19 protein-coding genes and 1 pseudogene are annotated in these 17,405 nt (G+C 46.8%); 13 read left to right on the top strand and 7 right to left on the bottom strand.

Annotation, left to right across the window (positions count from 1 at the left end):
- Positions 1-53: 53 nt before the first annotated feature.
- From WBS51_RS06695 to WBS51_RS06635, 13 genes and pseudogenes are all read left to right on the top strand, one after another.
- Entirely contained in the window at positions 54-1,367 is a 1,314-nt protein-coding gene (locus WBS51_RS06695) for a bifunctional folylpolyglutamate synthase/dihydrofolate synthase (RefSeq protein ID WP_173749716.1), read from the top strand.
- Positions 1,360-1,917, top strand: a complete 558-nt coding sequence (gene folE / locus WBS51_RS06690; RefSeq protein WP_207718895.1) for a GTP cyclohydrolase I FolE — start codon at positions 1,360-1,362, stop codon at positions 1,915-1,917. The genes WBS51_RS06695 and folE overlap by 8 nt, the downstream gene beginning before the upstream one ends.
- Positions 1,918-1,919: 2 nt before the next feature.
- Positions 1,920-2,402, top strand: coding sequence for an HD domain-containing protein (locus WBS51_RS06685; RefSeq protein WP_173749714.1), 483 nt, complete (start codon positions 1,920-1,922; stop codon positions 2,400-2,402).
- A 20-nt stretch (positions 2,403-2,422) separates the two neighbouring features.
- Positions 2,423-3,235: a dihydropteroate synthase gene (gene folP, locus WBS51_RS06680; RefSeq protein ID WP_294460564.1), complete on the top strand. Its 813-nt coding sequence runs from the start codon at positions 2,423-2,425 to the stop codon at positions 3,233-3,235.
- A gap of 3 nt (positions 3,236-3,238) precedes the next feature.
- Positions 3,239-4,075, top strand: coding sequence for a 2-amino-4-hydroxy-6-hydroxymethyldihydropteridine diphosphokinase (gene folK / locus WBS51_RS06675; protein ID WP_173749713.1), 837 nt, complete (start codon positions 3,239-3,241; stop codon positions 4,073-4,075).
- Between the two features lie 2 nt (positions 4,076-4,077).
- Positions 4,078-4,777 (top strand): annotated as a pseudogene (vanR, locus tag WBS51_RS06670) (VanR-ABDEGLN family response regulator transcription factor).
- Positions 4,767-5,924, top strand: coding sequence for a sensor histidine kinase (locus WBS51_RS06665; RefSeq protein WP_173749712.1), 1,158 nt, complete (start codon positions 4,767-4,769; stop codon positions 5,922-5,924). Before vanR ends, WBS51_RS06665 begins: the two are co-directional and overlap by 11 nt.
- A gap of 145 nt (positions 5,925-6,069) precedes the next feature.
- Positions 6,070-6,984 (top strand): D-alanyl-D-alanine carboxypeptidase family protein, encoded by a 915-nt coding sequence (locus WBS51_RS06660; protein ID WP_342694056.1) that lies wholly within the window; start codon positions 6,070-6,072, stop codon positions 6,982-6,984.
- A gap of 170 nt (positions 6,985-7,154) precedes the next feature.
- Positions 7,155-7,916 (top strand): nickel pincer cofactor biosynthesis protein LarB, encoded by a 762-nt coding sequence (gene larB / locus WBS51_RS06655; protein WP_173749710.1) that lies wholly within the window; start codon positions 7,155-7,157, stop codon positions 7,914-7,916.
- Positions 7,913-8,731 (top strand): nickel pincer cofactor biosynthesis protein LarC, encoded by an 819-nt coding sequence (gene larC, locus WBS51_RS06650; RefSeq protein ID WP_173749709.1) that lies wholly within the window; start codon positions 7,913-7,915, stop codon positions 8,729-8,731. Before larB ends, larC begins: the two co-directional genes overlap by 4 nt.
- A gap of 137 nt (positions 8,732-8,868) precedes the next feature.
- A complete protein-coding gene (locus WBS51_RS06645) occupies positions 8,869-10,455 on the top strand; it encodes a DEAD/DEAH box helicase (RefSeq protein WP_294460489.1) in 1,587 nt (528 codons plus the stop codon).
- 38 nt (positions 10,456-10,493) lie between these two features.
- On the top strand, positions 10,494-11,150 hold the full coding sequence (locus WBS51_RS06640; protein ID WP_173749707.1) for an endonuclease III domain-containing protein: 657 nt from the start codon (positions 10,494-10,496) through the stop codon (positions 11,148-11,150).
- Between the two features lie 12 nt (positions 11,151-11,162).
- The gene (locus WBS51_RS06635) at positions 11,163-12,311 is read left to right on the top strand and encodes a M20 metallopeptidase family protein (RefSeq protein WP_173749706.1); all 1,149 of its coding nucleotides are present in this window, start codon (positions 11,163-11,165) and stop codon (positions 12,309-12,311) included.
- A gap of 56 nt (positions 12,312-12,367) precedes the next feature.
- On the opposite strand, the gene WBS51_RS06630 is transcribed toward WBS51_RS06635, so the two are convergent.
- The 7 genes from WBS51_RS06630 to WBS51_RS06600 form a co-directional block, all read right to left on the bottom strand.
- The gene (locus WBS51_RS06630; RefSeq protein WP_173749705.1) at positions 12,368-13,387 is read right to left on the bottom strand and encodes an XdhC family protein; all 1,020 of its coding nucleotides are present in this window, start codon (positions 13,385-13,387) and stop codon (positions 12,368-12,370) included.
- Positions 13,388-13,400: 13 nt separating this feature from the next.
- Positions 13,401-13,910 carry a nitroreductase family protein gene (locus tag WBS51_RS06625; protein WP_173749704.1) on the bottom strand — a complete coding sequence of 170 codons (510 nt, stop codon included), beginning with the start codon at positions 13,908-13,910 and terminating at the stop codon, positions 13,401-13,403.
- A 51-nt stretch (positions 13,911-13,961) separates the two neighbouring features.
- Positions 13,962-14,855 carry a sensor histidine kinase gene (locus WBS51_RS06620; protein WP_173749703.1) on the bottom strand — a complete coding sequence of 298 codons (894 nt, stop codon included), beginning with the start codon at positions 14,853-14,855 and terminating at the stop codon, positions 13,962-13,964.
- Between the two features lie 36 nt (positions 14,856-14,891).
- Entirely contained in the window at positions 14,892-15,716 is an 825-nt protein-coding gene (locus WBS51_RS06615; protein WP_294460481.1) for an ABC transporter permease, read from the bottom strand.
- Entirely contained in the window at positions 15,709-16,647 is a 939-nt protein-coding gene (locus WBS51_RS06610) for an ATP-binding cassette domain-containing protein (RefSeq protein ID WP_302229499.1), read from the bottom strand. Before WBS51_RS06610 ends, WBS51_RS06615 begins: the two co-directional genes overlap by 8 nt.
- A 70-nt stretch (positions 16,648-16,717) precedes the next feature.
- A complete protein-coding gene (locus WBS51_RS06605) occupies positions 16,718-17,029 on the bottom strand; it encodes a winged helix-turn-helix domain-containing protein (protein ID WP_308781677.1) in 312 nt (103 codons plus the stop codon).
- Positions 16,944-17,369, bottom strand: a complete 426-nt coding sequence (locus tag WBS51_RS06600) for a response regulator transcription factor (RefSeq protein WP_291683584.1) — start codon at positions 17,367-17,369, stop codon at positions 16,944-16,946. Before WBS51_RS06600 ends, WBS51_RS06605 begins: the two co-directional genes overlap by 86 nt.
- Between the last annotated feature and the right edge of the window lie 36 nt (positions 17,370-17,405).

Here is a 17,405-nt window from a genome sequence, read left to right as displayed (position 1 = left end):
AATAGGGGTTGTAATAGATTAAGAGGTGGGAAACCGTCTCGGATAGGAGTAATATGAATTACGAAGAAGCAAGAGTATATTTGGACGAAATTTCCAAATACGGAAGTGTACTTGGCTTGGAGAATATGAAAGAGCTGCTGGTCAGACTTGGTAATCCCCAGGAAGATTTAAAGTTTATCCACATTTCCGGAACAAATGGGAAAGGGTCTGTGCTGGCTTATCTTTCAACGATACTGTCCGGCGCGGGATATCGCACAGGAAGGTACATATCCCCTACACTGTTTTCTTATCGGGAGCGGATTCAGGTCGATGAGAAAGAAATTGAAAAAGAATCTCTTGCCCGTCATGTGACAGCCATTTCAGAGGCTGTGAAAGATATGGCGGAGCAGCATGCGGGAACACCTACGATTTTCGAGGTGGAGACTGCTCTGGCTTTTCTCTATTTTAAGGAGAAAAAATGTGATGTGGTAGTGCTGGAGACAGGGCTTGGAGGGGCTCTGGACGCTACCAATGTGATTACTACCACACTTTTGGAGGTCATTGCCTCTATCAGTATGGACCACATGGAATTTCTGGGAGATACCCTGGAGAAAATTGCCGTGCAGAAGGCGGGCATTATTAAGCCCCATACCCAGGTAGTCTGTGCAGCCCAGAAGGAAGAAGCCCAAAAAGTGATAGAAGAAACCTGCAAAAGGCAGCATTGCTGCCTGCGGACGGTAAAGCAGGAACAGATAAGCCAGATTTCCTATGGACTTTCCGGGCAGAGTTTTACCTACGGCAAATGGGAAGAGGTGAGAATTTCCCTGGCCGGAAGTTATCAGGTGGAGAATGGCGCTCTGGCGCTGGAGGCTGTGGAGGCTTTGCGGGAAATAGGCTTCCTTCTTTCTGACGAGCAGGTTCGGGCAGGTATGCACAAGGCCTGTTGGAGAGGCAGATTTACACGGATTGCCCAAAATCCGGATGTGATTCTGGACGGTGCGCACAATCCGGCTGCAGCTCTGGAATTAAAGCGTTCCATAGAACTGTATTACAAGGACAGAAACCTGCACTATATTTTCGGTGTGTTTAGGGATAAAGACTACCGGAAAATCATTGCATTGACCGCACCTTATGCAAAGGACATTATAACCGTGGAAACACCGGGAAATCCCCGTGCCCTGCCGGCTGAAGAACTGCGGGATGCGGTGGCAGAGGTGAATCCGTCTGTGGAGGCGGCCAAAAGTATCAAAGAAGCAGTCCAAAAGACTCTGGAACGCGCGGACAAAGAAGACGCAGTGATTATCTTTGGTTCCCTGTCTTTTTTAAAGGACGCAGTAAAAGCAATTTCATGTGAGGGTAAGGAAAATGACGAAGAACAAAATGGATAAAGAAAAAATCGAAGAAGGCGTAAGACTGATTCTGGAAGGAATCGGAGAAGATATTAACCGGGAGGGACTTTTAGAGACTCCGGACCGGATTGCCAGAATGTATAAGGAACTGGCAGCAGGCTATACAGATGATGCGGCAAAACACCTGAAAAAGAGATTTCATGTAGATAACAACGATATGGTATTGGAAAAGGATATTCCTTTTTATTCCTTCTGCGAACACCATATGCTGCCTTTCTACGGTACCGCAGCCATTGCCTATATTCCAAATGGCGAAGTGGTGGGACTGAGCAAAATGGCAAGAACCGTGGAAGTGTTTGCAAAGCGTTTTCAGCTTCAGGAACGTCTGACCGCGCAGGTGGCGGATGCTTTTATGGAGGAGCTGAAACCTCAGGGCGTTATGGTGCTTGTAGAAGCAGAGCATATGTGTATGACTATGAGAGGCATTAAAAAACCGGGTACAAAAACGGTTACTGTGGTTACCAGAGGCGTCTTTGATGACAATGAAAAGCTGCAGAACAATTTCTACCGTATGCTGGAAAGACGGTAAATATGGACAGAGTAAATAAAATCTGCAGTCATGCGCTGTGGCAGCAGGCGGTGGCCAAGATACAGGAACTGGAAAAAGAGCGGGTTTTCTGCGGGCATGATGTGGCGCATTTTTTAGATGTGGCAAGATTGGCCTATATTGAAAATCTGGAGAAAGGTCTGGCTCTGGATAAGGAACTGATATATGGTGCTGCCCTGCTTCACGACATCGGCAGAGGGCTGGAATACACCCAAAACATACCCCATGACCAGGGAAGCCAGCTTCTGGCAGAAAAGATTCTGCCGGACTGCGGCTATACGAAAGAAGAAGAAAACGCAATTCTGGAGGCAATTTCCGGCCACAGAACAGCAGATACCGGAACCAGAGCGGATTTGGCGGGACTCTTATACCGCGCAGACAAGAAATCCAGGACCTGTCTCTTTTGTTCGGCACAGGCAGAATGTAAATGGAGCACAGAAAAGAAAAATCTTACCATAGAGGTGTAAGCTAGGAGGAACTTCTTATGATGAAAATCGGAAATCGTATGTTTGATGTGGAACAGGACTGTTCCATTATGGGAATTCTCAATGTAACCCCGGATTCTTTTTCTGACGGGGGCAAGTGGAATGATATAGAAAAGGCAAAAAAGCACACAGCAGATATGATTGCGGAAGGTGCGGCCATTATTGATATTGGCGGAGAATCCACCCGCCCCGGTCATGTGCAGATTTCCATTCAGGAAGAAATTGACCGGGTAGTGCCGGTGATTGAAATGGTAAAAAAGGAATTTGACATTCCGGTATCCATTGACAGCTATAAAGGAGAAGTAGTGGAAGCGGCTTTAAAGGCAGGGGCTGACCTGGTGAATGATATCTGGGGACTGAAATATGACGCAAAAGTTGCCGAACTGATTGCCGAATATCAGGTGCCTTGCTGTCTGATGCACAACCGGGAGAAAGCGGAATACAACAACTTTTTAGACGATATGTGCCAGGATATGCGGGAGTCTCTGGCTATTGCGAAAAAAGCAGGCATTGCCGATGACAAAATCATTCTGGATCCAGGCGTGGGATTCGGAAAAACATATGAGCACAATCTGATGGCCATTCATCATCTGGAACGTCTGGTGGAATTAGGCTATCCGGTACTGTTGGCCACTTCCCGGAAATCCGTTATCGGAACGGCTCTGGACTTGCCTTCTGACGAGCGCGTGGAGGGTACTTTAGCGACTACGGTTCTGGGAGTACAGAAAAGGGCAGCTTTTGTCCGTGTCCACGATGTAAAAGAAAATTTAAGGGCTATCCGCATGACGCAGGCCATTTTAAGGGAAGGAAAATAAGCCATGAAAACATTGCAGTATGATGAAATTCATGTGGAAAATCTGGAAGTCTTTGCGAATCACGGAGTCTTTCCGGAGGAAACCAGTCTGGGACAGAAATTTGTGATTTCCCTTACCATGTATGTGGATACCAGAAAGGCAGGGAAAACGGACTGTCTGGAAGAATCTGTGCATTACGGGGAAGTCAGCAGCTTTATGACGGCCTATACAAAAGAACATCCCCGGAAACTCATTGAGGCGGCAGCAGAAGACCTGGCAGAAACGGTGCTGCTGCAGTATCCTCTTTTAAAAGGTGTGACACTGGAATTGAAAAAGCCCTGGGCGCCGGTGGGACTGCCTCTGGAGACGGTTTCCGTGAAAATTACCCGGTTCTGGCACACGGCTTATCTGGCCCTCGGCTCTAATCTGGGAGATAAGGAGGGCTATTTAAATCAGGCTATCAAAGAACTGGACAGCGCAAAAGACTGCCAGGTGGAAAAGGTATCTTCCTATCTGGTGACAGAGCCTTATGGGGGTGTGGAGCAGGATGATTTCTTAAATGCCTGCCTGAAACTGAAAACCCTGCTGTCCCCTCAGGAGCTTTTAGAACGTCTGCATGAAATTGAACAAAATGCCCACAGAGAACGGTTGGTTCACTGGGGACCCAGAACCCTGGATTTGGATATTCTTCTGTACGATGACGAAGTACTGGAAACAGAGGATTTAATCATTCCCCATGTGGAAATGCAGCTTCGGGATTTCGTATTAAAACCCATGTGTGAAATTGCACCGTATAAAAGACACCCTCTTTTAGGAAAAACCATGACACAGCTTTTGTGTGAATTGGAAGAAAAGGGCTGATGATGAAAGAAAAGATACTGGTTGCAGATGATGAACAGGAAATCGCAGATTTGATAGAGGTCTACCTGGAAAATGAAGGTTTTCAAGTACGGAAGTTTTACGATTCCAAAGAGGCTCTGGCCTGCATTGAGACCGAAGTGCCGGATTTGGCTGTCCTGGATATTATGATGCCAGATATCAGCGGTCTTACCCTTTGCAGGAAAATCCGGGAAAAACATAATTATCCCATTATTATGCTTACGGCCAAAAATGGGGAACTGGATAAGATTAACGGTCTGGCTCTGGGGGCAGATGATTATATGACAAAGCCTTTTCTGCCGTTGGAACTGGTGGCGCGAATTAAAGCCCAGCTTCGCCGGTACAAGCGGTATAATACCGGAACCGTGCAGGACGCAGGGGATATTCTTACACATAAGGGATTGGTGCTGAATAAGAAAACTCATGAGTGTACTTTAAATGAACGCCCGCTTTCCCTGACGCCTACGGAGTTTGCCATTTTGGCAATTCTCTGTGAAGAAAAGGGGAAGGTAGTCAGCTCCGAGGAATTGTTTCATCAAATCTGGAAAGACGAATATTACAGTAAGAGCAACAATACCATTACAGTTCACATACGGCATTTAAGGGAAAAAATGCAGGACTCCTTCGAAAAGCCCAGGTACATTAAGACAGTCTGGGGGGTGTGGCTACAAAATTGAAAACTAAAGGACGGAGAAACAAACGTCTTCGGTATATCAGGTTATTTGCTGCGCTTATAGCGGTTCCCCTTATCTGCTATACCATTTACTATATAGCGGATGTGTTTTTTAACGGGGCTTTTGTGGACTGGTTTACCCATCGGTTTGTGTATGAGCAGACCGTTTATGAGGGGGAGACGGCTTATGTAGAGCGTCAAATTGCCTGGAATGTGTTAAAACCTTTTCTGGCAAAAGTTTTTTTGCTGGCGGCGGCGTTCTTTGCCCTGTCTTTGGCGTTTGTCTCTTATTTCAGTCAGAAGCGAAAAGCAGAGAAACTTCTTTTGGATACCAGCCGGAAGATTCATCAGTATATGCACAGTGAACTGGAAGCAGAAGAAATTTTTCCTTCGGAATATGCCCAGGTCAGTACCCAGATTGTGCAGATAAAGGCGGACATGCAGCAAAAGGAACGGCGCTTAAAGGAAGAGGCCCAGAAGAAGAATGATTTGATTACCTATCTAGCCCATGATTTGAAAACCCCCCTGACTTCGGTGCTGGGATACCTGAATCTTTTAGAGGAGGCGCCGGATATGCCTGCTGCACAGAGAGAAAAATATGTGCACACTGCCCTTGGAAAGGCAGAACGTCTGGACAGTCTGATAGAGGAATTTTTTGAAATTACCCGGTATAATCTGCAGAATATGGTGCTGGAAAAAGAAAATCTGGATGTGTCTTATATGATGATACAGATGACGGAAGAATTTTATCCTGTGTTGTCATCCGGGCATAATACGGTCCGTCTGGAATTGCCCCAGGAATTTTTCGTGTACGCGGATTCGCAGAAGCTGGCCAGAGTTTTTAATAACCTACTGAAAAATGCCATTGCTTACAGTTATCCGGACACAGAAATTGTAGTAAGAGGAGAGCAGCAGGGGGAACAGGCTGTGATTTCTTTTGAAAATCATGGAAAAACCATTCCGAAGCAGAAACTGGATTTGATTTTTGAGAAATTTTTCCGTATGGATGAGGCCAGAAAAAGCAATACGGGAGGGGCAGGTCTTGGACTTGCCATTGCAAAGGAAATTGTGGAGCTTCACGGGGGAAGTATCTCGGCGGAAAGTAAGCAGGAGAAAACCGTTTTTCGGGTGACACTGCCGGAAAAACCCTCAAATTAATAAAATCTTAGGAAATACACAGGAAAATCTTAAAACACCATTCTTTTGTGTTTGTTACATTAGATACAGAGAGAAATCTGTAGAACAAACGAAAAGGATGGTGTTTTTCATGTCAAAAAGACGAAGAAGGAAAAGAAGAAAGCATATGCTGATGGGGTTTATCCTGTTTCTGACAGTGACGTATGGGCTGCTGGCATTGGGAACCTGGGCGGTGGGAAATTTACTGCAAAAGAACAGGGAAACAGAACAAGGAGTCCTCTCTGAAACTCTAAATCTCCAAAAACTCTCCAGCAAAGCAGCCGTGCTGACGGACCTTTCCACTGGAAAAATTCTGGCTGAAAAAAAGGGCGATGAACGGATTTATCCTGCGTCTCTTACTAAAATCATGACGGTGGTTCTTGCCATGGAGAAATTGGATAATCTGGATGATACAACGGTTCTTGACGGAGATATGTTCCGGGAGTTATATGCCCAGGGAGCGTCCATGGCGGGTTTTGCCCCTCAAGACCAGGTTTCTTACCGGGATTTGCTTTACGGTGCTCTGCTGCCTTTAGGCGCGGAGTGTTGTGAAGCTTTGGCAAGGGTCTGCGACGGTTCGGAGGAGGCCTTTGTAAAAGAGATGAATCAGAAGGCAAAGAAACTGGGAATGAAACATACCAATTTTAAAAATGTAACCGGACTTCATGACAAAGACCATTACACCACAGCAGAGGATTTATCCCTGCTTCTGGAATATGCGTTAAAAAATCAGGAGTTTTATGAAATTTTCACTGCAAAAAGTCATAGCATGGCTCCCACAGCTTCCCATCCGGAAGGATTTACCGTGTACAGCACCATGCGCCAGGAAATGGAGCAGAACGGAATTTCGGAGCCGGGAATTCTGGGCGGAAAGACAGGTTATACCTCGGAAGCCGGACTTTGTCTGGGAAGTCTTTTAAGCTTAGGGGGGAAGGAGTATATTCTGATAACCGCAGACGCACCGGGGAGTCATGAGACGGAACCCAGCCATATTTTGGATGCGGCAGAGGTCTGCCGGCAGTTGTCGCTCATTGGCAGTTGACAGAAAAATCAGGTTCCGGTAAAATATAAAGTAATGCAAATAGGAGAAAAATCAGAAAAACAGGATAGCTCAAACGTTTGACGCAAACCTTTGAGTAAAAAATGCTTGCCCTGGAGCCGGGTCTAAGGAGTATGATAGAGGTAAGCAAACAGAAAAGGAGCCTGAGATACATGGACAAAAAAGAGCTGCAGAATTTGCTGGAGCAGGTAGCCGGAGGACAGGTAAAGCCGGAAGATGCTCTGCTTCAGATAAAAACAGAACCTTATAAGGAAATGGGCTTTGCCAAGCTGGATACCCACAGGGGAATCCGTCAGGGCATGGCAGAAGTGATTTACGGTGCGGGAAAAACAAAAGAACAGATTTTAAAGATTGCCCAGGCCATGGTGGAAGAAAGGGAAAAGACGGTGCTGATTACCAGAATGAGCAAAGAGGCGGCGGAATATGTGGGCGCTTCCCTGGATTTGCATTATGACGACCTTTCCCGGACAGGCATTGTGGGACAAATACCGAAACCGGACGGGGTGGGCAAAATTGTGGTGGCTACCGGAGGAACCAGCGATATGCCGGTGGCAGAAGAGGCGGCTTTGACTGCCCAAGTGTACGGAAATGAAGTGGTTCGTCTTTACGATGTGGGTGTGGCGGGTATGCATAGGCTGATGGACCATATTGAGGATATTATGAGTGCCAGGGTGATTGTAGCCATTGCAGGTATGGAAGGGGCTCTGGCCAGCGTCATCGGCGGTATGGCAGACTGTCCGGTGATTGCAGTACCCACCAGCGTAGGATACGGGGCGAATTTCGGAGGACTTTCCGCTCTTTTGTCCATGCTGAATTCCTGTGCCAGCGGTATCAGTGTGGTAAATATTGATAACGGATTCGGTGCGGGGTATCTGGCAAGTATGATCAATCATCTGGAGGGGAGAAAAGAATGAAAACCTTATATTTAGAGTGCAATATGGGGGCCGCCGGAGATATGCTCATGGGCGCTCTTCTGGAACTGATTCCGGACCGGGAAAAATTTCTGAAAAAACTGAATCAGGCTGGCCTCCCCCATGTGAAGGTGTCTGCAAACCCGGCAGTGAAATGTGGGATTACGGGAACGCACGTTTCTGTGCATGTAGACGGCGCCGAAGAAGAGAGTGAGGAGGTATCCTTACAGGGAAGCGGACTTGAATCTCAGGAAGTGCATGAACACCACCACGGGCATACACACGCCCATGGACATCATCACCATGCGGGGATGAAGGATATTACAGAGCAGATTGACCGGCTGCAGACAGATGAGGCTGTCAAAGAAGATGTGAAGAATATTTACCGTATCATCGCCCAGGCGGAAAGCCAGGTACATGGCCGTGACATTACAGAAATTCACTTTCATGAAGTGGGTACGGCAGATGCTCTTGCGGATATTACAGGCTGCGTCATGCTGATACATGAACTGAAGCCGGAACAGGTGCTGGTTTCCCCTGTTACCACAGGATTTGGACAGGTGCGCTGCGCTCACGGGGTACTTCCGGTTCCGGCCCCTGCCACGGCTCGGATTCTTATGGGAGTGCCCTGCAATGCGGGAAGGATGGAAGGGGAACTCTGTACTCCTACAGGTGCGGCGATTCTCACCTATTTTGCCTCTGCTTATGGCAGAATGAGGGAGATGAAAATGGAAAAAATCGGCTATGGAATGGGGAAAAAGGACTTTCCAGCCGCAAACTGTGTCCGGGCAGTTTTGGGAGAGGCTCCCGCTGTTTGACAATTTGATACAGTTCTGGTATGATAGAAAAACGATTGCTTGATTTATGGAGTTGTTGCATTGATTGCATGTCGAGAATGTGCGGTGCGGCAACTCCATTTTTATGAGTAGTTAGAAAGAAGAGGTAAAGAATAAATATGGAAAATGTGAAATTTGAAAATCTGCAGCTTTGCCCGGAGATTTTAAAAGCTGTGAAATATATGGGCTTTGAGGAGGCTTCTCCCATTCAGGCTCAAGCGATTCCTACTATTATGGAAGGAAAGGATATCATTGGACAGGCCCAGACCGGTACGGGCAAGACCGCAGCCTTTGGAATTCCCCTGCTGCAGAAAATCAATCCTAAGGAAAAAAAGCCTCAGAGTATTATCCTGTGCCCCACAAGGGAACTGGCTATACAGGTAGCAGAGGAAATCCGCAGTCTGGCAAAATATATGCATGGCATTAAAGTTCTTCCTATTTATGGCGGCCAGGAAATTGTAAAGCAGATTCGATCTCTGAAAAGCGGGGTGCAGATTATTGTAGGAACACCGGGTCGTGTCATGGACCATATGCGGAGAAAAACGGTGAAAATGGACCAGATTCATACCGTGGTTTTAGATGAAGCAGACGAAATGCTGAACATGGGATTCCGGGATGATATTGAAACAATCTTAAAAGGGGTGCCGGAAGAGAGGCAGACCATCCTGTTTTCTGCCACTATGCCGAAAGCCATTATGGAAATTACGAAAAAATTCCAGAAAAAGGCAAAGGTTATTAAGGTTACCAAGAAAGAACTGACTGTGCCCAATATTGAGCAGTTTTATTATGAAGTAAAGCCCAAGAATAAAGAGGAAGTGCTGACCCGCCTGCTGGATATTTATACGCCAAAGCTTTCTGTTATTTTCTGCAATACGAAGAAGCAGGTGGACTTGCTGGTGACTGCCCTTCTGGGGAGGGGCTATTTTGCAGCAGGGCTTCACGGAGACATGAAGCAGGAGCAGCGTGACCGGGTTATGCAGGGCTTCCGCAGCGGGAAAACGGACATTTTGGTGGCAACGGATGTGGCAGCCAGAGGAATTGACGTGGATGAGGTCGAGGCGGTATTTAACTATGACCTGCCGCAGGATGACGAATACTATGTGCACCGCATTGGCCGTACCGGACGTGCAGGCCGTATTGGCCGTTCTTTCTCCTTTGTATCCGGAAAAGAGGTTTATAAGTTAAAAGAAATTCAGCGCTACTGCAAGACCAAGATTTTTGCGCAGAAAGTGCCGTCTTTAAATGATGTGGCAAATACTAAGATTGAAAATATTCTGGATTATGTGGAAACCATGATTGCAGAGGAAGATTTGACTGCCATGATTGATGCTATTCAGGACAAGCTGAATCATTCGGATTATACGGCTATGGATATAGCGGCAGCCTTTCTGAAAATGCAGAGCGGCATGTCTGAGATAAAAGAAGAGGAAGAGCCAGACTTCGGAGATACCGGGGCAGAAGAACCGGGGATGGTGCGGCTGTTTATTAATATCGGCAAGAAACACAAAGCAAAACCGGGAGACATTCTGGGAGCGCTGGCAGGTGAAAGCGGCATGCCGGGTAAACTCATTGGTACCATTGATATGTTTGATAAATATACCTTCGTAGAAGTACCTCAGGAATATGCAAAATCTGTGCTGTATGCCATGAAAAATGTGAAGATCAAGGGGAAATCCATTGCTGTAGAACCGGCGAACCAGAAATAACAGACAGAGAAAATGGCAGAAAGGAGAGAGATAAGGTTATGGCGAAGAATACAGAAGAAAGGAAGCGAACACTTGCGCTGGAAATCATTCAGCGCCTGAAACAGGAATATCCGGATGCCGGGTGTACGCTGGACTATGACCAGGCCTGGAAACTGCTGGTGGGCGTTCGTCTGGCCGCCCAGTGTACCGATGCCAGAGTGAATGTGGTGGTAGAAGAACTCTATAAGAAATACCCGGATGTGCAGGCTCTGGCTTTGGCTAAACCAGAAGAAATTGAAGAGATTGTCCGTCCCTGCGGACTTGGAAAAAGCAAGGCCAGAGATATCAGCGCCTGTATGAAAATCCTGTGGGAGGAGTATCAGGGAAAGGTTCCGGAGGACTTTGACGCGCTTTTAAAGCTGCCCGGCGTAGGCAGAAAGAGCGCCAATCTCATTATGGGCGATGTGTTTCACAAACCGGCCATTGTCACAGATACCCACTGTATTCGCCTGGTGAACCGTATGGGGCTGGTGGACGGATATAAAGAACCGAAAAAGGTGGAGATGGCTCTTTGGAAAATCATTCCTCCGGAAGAAGGCAGTGACTTTTGCCACCGTCTGGTTTATCACGGCAGAGACGTGTGTACGGCAAGGACAAAGCCCCACTGCGAGAACTGCTGTCTGAAGGATATTTGCGCCAGAAACGGCGTGGACTGAGAGAGGAAACCTATGAGAACGTGTCAGGAATATTACGGGGAACTTCGAGAATTCCGCCATTGGCTGCACCGCCACCCGGAGCTGAGCATGGAGGAAGAGGAAACCAGCTGTTTTTTGCTGGAACATCTGCAGAAATGGGGAATTCCCTGCCGCAGGACGGGCAAAACCGGAGTGATTGCCGATATTCAGGTAAATCCCCAGTGGAAAACCGTGGCTATCCGAAGCGAAATAGACGGACTTCCCATACAGGAACAGACGGGATGTTCTTTCGCTTCTGTTTATCCGGGGAAAATGCATGCCTGCGGCCATGACGCCATTACAGCGGTGAATTTGTGTCTGGCGAAAGCGCTCTGGGAAAACCGCAGCGCTTTGTCCTGCAATGTGCGTTTTCTCTTTGAGCCGGGTGAAGAAACCGGAGAAGGGGCAGCGTATATGATGGCGCATGGAGCGTTGAAAAATCCCGAAGTGAGGGAAATTCTGATTTTTCATTTCGCTAATCAGGAATCCAGGAGTATGGAGATTCAAAAGAGTATTACCACAGCAGCTATTGGCGGTATTACCATTTCTGTGAGGGGAAAATCCAGCCACTGGTTTCAGCCAAAAGAGGGAATTGATGCCTTGTATGCAGCGTCCAGACTGGCTGTGGAAATTCATAGATTAAATGAAACGCTGCAGACGGAATATCCCTTTGTCCTGGGATTTGGACAGATGTCTGCCGGAACGGCGGGGAATATTGTAGCAGGTGAGGCGGTATTAAAAGGCTCTCTTCGGGCTTTTGCAGAACAGGATTTCTCCTATGTGTGGCAGCAGTTGGAAAATACAATACGACAAATAGAAGAAGAAACAGGTGCGGATATTTGTCTGGAAATGAAAAAGAAAATACCGCCGATGATTAACGATGCAGAACTGGTAAAACGGGGCGCTGCCATCGGCCGGAAACTGCTTCAGGAGAAATTTTCTCTGGGAGAAAAGCCCTTTCTGGTAGGGGATAATGCAGCCTTTTATATGGAACAGATTCCTGGTATGCGGGTTGTGTTTCTGGCTGGAAAAGAGGATGAAAAAAATTATCCGGTGCATAATCCAGGGTTTGACATAGAGGAAAGCAGTATGGAAGACGCGCTGGAATTTTTGTATGAAATGGTGACGGGAGAATTTGCATAATATTTGAAAAAACAGGCATAGGAATAAAATCCTATGTCTGTTTTTTGAGGGATATTTTATCCGTTCTTTGCCCGTATCTGTATCAGTTCTCCTGCAATGCTCACAGCAATTTCACTGGGAGTTTCTGCCTGAATATTCAGTCCGATAGGGGTGGTAATTCGTGCCAGTTCTTCCGGTGTAAAGCCGTCGTGCAAGAGTTTTTCCCGTATAATGGCTTTTTTCCGTTTGCTTCCCATGACACCGATATACTTTGCAGGTGTCTTTAAAACCTGCTGCTGCACCAGATAATCGTACTGGTGTCCTCTGGTCATAATGCAGACATAATCCTCCGGCGTAATTTCAAAATAGTCGGAAAGCCGGGTGAAATCTCCGGTAATGCACTTTGCGGCAGCAGGAAAAAGCCGGGGACTGCTGAAGTGTTCCCTGTCATCGAAGACAGTGCAGGAAAACTCCAGATGTGTCAGCAGGGGAACCAGCTCCTGCGCTACATGGCCGCCGCCAAAGATGTAAACCATGCCTTTTCGTACCAAAGGTTCACTGTAGTATCTGCGCCCGTCTAGAACCGCCTGTGCAGCATTGGGCTTTAAAAGAGGGGCCGGATTTGAGAGGGAGAGCCCCCAAAGACCACTGTTTTCCTGGTAATAACCAGACTGCCATGCAGTTTCTTCCGTAATATCCAGAAGCAGCCAGGAATTTTCATTTTTGTTCCAGTCCGCTAAAAGTCTGCTGCACAATTGATAAAAATCTTGATTTTCCCATGAAATATATTGAAAATAAAGAGAGACGTCACCGCCGCATATCATACCCAGGTCAGCGGCCTGATTTTCTCTTAACCGGTAGGCCCGACAGGAAGATTTTTTCTCTGTCAGAGCTTTCTGGGCCTCTAAAACAGAAGTATGTTCTACACTGCCGCCTCCTATGGTGCCAAAAGAGGTTCCGTCCGGCAGCACCAGCATGCGGGAACCGGCGCCTCTGGGGGTAGAGCCGGAACTGGCAATCACGGTAACAAAGACGAAATCTTTTTGCTGTTCCATAGAAGCTTTCGCGATTTCAAATAATTCCTTCAAGTTTTTCATAATCCGGCAGCTCCTATTCGATATAAGTGACCCGTTCCTTATCAAAGAAACCACGGGTTTTCGGCTCTTCATCGGCTTCTCCTACGGCAATGACTGCCAGAGGCACACTGGAAACCTTCAGTAAGTCCCGAAGCTTTTCCACACGTTCCATAACCGGATAAAAACCGCACCAGCAGGTGCCGTAACCCAAATCCGTTGCCTGTAAAAGCAGGTTCTCAATGGCAGCTCCACAGTCCTGAGGGAAAAATCCGCTGCCTCTTCCTTCCTGCAAATCCGGTCTGGCGCAGACCACAATGGCAAGGCTGGCGGTCTCCAGCATTTTGGTGTAAGGGCTGATTTCCATAATCTGTTTTCGAATCTCCGGATTTTCCACGACTGCAAATTCCCATGGCCGGGTATTGCAGGCGCTTGGGGCCATCATAGCTGCTTCCAGCATGGTTTCAATATCTTTTCGGGGAATCTGCACCCCTTTTTTGTATTTTCGGACACTGTGACGGTTTCGTATTACTTCTGATGTATTCATAATGTAAACCTCCTGCTTTTTTTCTCTATTATAAACGTTTTTGGAAAAGGTTTAAACCCCTGTTTTTTCTTTTGCAAAGGTAAGGGTAATCCAAAGACGGCCGTCTTTGGATTCCGCACAAATATTTCCCTGCATTTTTAACATCAGCTCTCTGGAAATGGAAAGCCCAAGTCCCGCATGATTTCCCTGCCTTGCCTGGTCTGTCCGGTAAAAACGTTCAAAAAGCAGCTTGGGATGAACCGTCTCCCAGGTTTTGGTTTCATTGACAAAGGACAGAGTATTCCCTTTCTGATAAATAAAAAGCGTTCCTTGTCCATGGGTCAGAGCATTGGAAATCAGATTTCGGAGAACTCTTCTAAGCTGTGCGGGGTCCGCCTGTATCTCTGCATTTTCCTGCTCAAAGGAAATAGAAGGAGCTCTGTTCTGCGCCTGAAAATGGGGATAAAATCCTGCAAGGGCGTCACATAAAACAGGAAATAGCTGTATCTTTTTCATTTCTATGGGAAATTCATTTCCAGTCAGTCTGGTATAGAGAAACAACTCCTCCAAAAGTGTTTCCAAATCCTCCAGCTTCTGTCTGACAATCCGGCAGTATTTTTCACGCTTATCCGGGTCCTGGGTTCGCTCCAGAAGCTGCATATAGCCCGCTGCTCCGGTAAGCGGAGTGCGAATATCGTGGGATACACAGGACATGGTGTATTTTAAATCTTTTTCCGCTTCTTCCGCAGTCAGAACCGCCTGCTGCAAAACGTCCATAGACCGGTTTATCTGGCTGCAGAGGGCAAGATGTTCCCGGTCACGGAGAAAGCAGGTCAGACGCTGGTTGCTGTCAGGGCTGAAGTCCTGCAGCTGCCCGGTAAACTCCCGGAGCTGCTTTTTAAAGAGCATGAGCCGGAAGAAGAGAAACAGTACCAGTCCAAAAAGAATAAGAATAAGCAGTACCATGGTTTTTCCTCATCAGACAGGCAAAGAAACTGCCTGTCAGCAAATATCGTTTTTATTTAATACTACACAGGAGAGCTTTGTATAAAAAGCAGTCCAGAGAAAGGCCACCAGCAGAGCACCGCCTGGCTGCAGGAATGCACCGCTTTGAAAGGTTTTTGCCAAAGCGGGTGTTGCCAGTACATTCAGCGGCGGAAAAAGCAGACTGATGTGAACGCCGAAAAGGCCCGCCATAAAATCTGCTGCTGCGCCAAACAGCCCCAGTGCGCAGCTTACAGAAAGCAGAGCGCTTACAAGCACCCGTCTGGTCAGCATACAGAACAAAAGATTCTGAGCGCAGAGACTGAAAAGCCCTGCCCAGCCAAGAACCAGCATGGCGGCCAACTGTACCGGATTGCCCAGAGGATTTTGAAAACCTGCAGCAGGAAAGAGCAGAAGCGTTGCACCTGTTAAAAACAGCAGGAAAAATCCGCTTACAAATCCCAAAGTCAGAAGTTTGCTGAAAATATAATCTCTTCGTTTAGGATAGTAGGAAAAAATGTTTTTTCCAAATCCTGTAGTAAAATCATCACACACAATCACAGAACTGACAATGACTATGAGAGTGCTCATAAGTCCTCCGGAGAAAAGCAGACTTCCCAGAAAATCAGACTGTGTCTGTTCCTGAAAAGCAAAGGCGTCAGACACATCATCTGTGGTAATCTCCATACCGGCCTGACGGGCTCTCTCTGCAAGCGCAGGGTCAGAAACCAGCCGCATGGTTCCAAAGGCAATAAGAAGTACGAAACAAAGAATTGCGGCTGTAATATAAAGACCTTTTTGGCGAAAGACAGCGCGAAGCTGCATACGAAGAAGGTTAAGCATAGAAGATACCTCCTTTCTCCTGACTTTTGTTTTGCTCCATTAATTCCAGGAAATAGCCTTCCAAATCCTGATGATGTGTATAAATGGCCTGGACGGAAATATCTGCGGAAGTCAGAACGCTGGTGACAGCCGAAGAATCCAGTTTTTGATAGATACGGATTTCTCCATTGGGGTGTACCTCATAACGGGACAGGCCAAGCTGCTGTTCTAAAAGTACAGAGGCTTTCTTGGAATCGGCAGTTTTTACACAGAGGTAATCCCGGCATTTGTCATTGAGTTCTTCGGAGGAAAGTTCCTGAATCAGACAGCCATCTTTGATAATGCCGTACCGGGTGGCCATTTTGGACAGTTCTCCTAAGATATGGGAACTGATTAAAATCGTGATACCTTTTTTTCGGTTTAAATCCATGAGAATCCGGCGTACTTCATTCATGCCCTCAGGGTCCAGTCCATTGATAGGTTCGTCCAGAATCAGTAAATCCGGCCCGCCCAGCAAGGCCATGGCAATTCCCAGACGCTGCTTCATGCCCATGGAAAAATGCCGGGCTTTCTTTTTGTCTCCGGGATTGAGTCTTACCAGCCTTAACAGTTGGCAAATCTGCTTTTCCGGGTCTACAATGCCCATAAGCAATGCTTTTAATACCATGTTTTCGTGAGCCGAGCAGGAAGGCTCCAATCCGGCAGTTTCAATCAGAACCCCCATACGCCTGCGGACGGAAGGCGTATCCGGAGATTTTCCAAAAAGAGAAATGCTTCCTTCCGTAGGATGGGCCAGGTTGCAGAGCATTTTCAGCGTGGTGGATTTTCCAGCGCCGTTTCTTCCAATAAAGCCATAAATATCGCCTTTTTGTACATGCATATTCAGAGACGATACTGCTGCTTTTCCTCTGTAGCTTTTACAGAGATTTTGTGTTTCAATAACGTATTCCATAAAATCCTCTCCTTTTCTGTTTCTTTCCATACAGTATCTCTCAGAAATTTTCAAAAAGCGCAAAGAAAGATTAAAGAAAAGGTAAAGATGGTTCCGCCAGTTTAAAGCCAATTCCCCATACTGTCTGGATATAATGGTCTGTCTGGGTTTTTTTTAGCTTGGCCCGTATATTACTGATGTGGACATGTATGGTTTTGTCCTCCACAAAATAGTTTTCCTGCCACACCAGTTCAAAGATTTCCTGCTTGGTAAAAACCTTTTTGGGATGCTTTACAAGAAGTTCCAGAATCCCGAACTCATGTCCGGTAAATTCTACGGGGATACCTTTTGCGGTAAAGGTGTGTTCTTTGAGATTTAATATCCAGTCCTGATAGCGGAGCATTTCCTGGGCAGCAGGAGATGGACTGTGGCGGCGCAGCTGTACCTGGATGCGGGCTTCCAATTCTTCTAACGCAACCTACCTTGTCTTCCAGAGCAGACCGGGCAGAGAGTACAATCACCGGGGTTTGGGTATGTAAACGGATATACGTCAGAAGGTCTTCCCCTTTCATTCCCGGTATCATTAAATCCAAAAGGATGAGGTCAAAGGTTTCCATATCTGCCAGAAGTTTCCCCTCTGTGCCGGAAAAAGCCTGTCTGCAGAGATGCCCGTTGTCTGTGAGGAATTCGTATATCAGGCTGTTAATGACAGAATCGTCTTCTACAATTAAAATCTGCGCCATGAGATTGGCCTCCAATCGTTGAAAATTTATATTTAA

Source organism: Blautia acetica, from assembly GCF_038739805.1.
In the GTDB taxonomy this organism is placed as follows: domain Bacteria; phylum Bacillota; class Clostridia; order Lachnospirales; family Lachnospiraceae; genus Blautia.
Note: the sequence above shows the minus strand (reverse complement) of the source record. Positions and strands in the feature narration are given on the sequence as shown.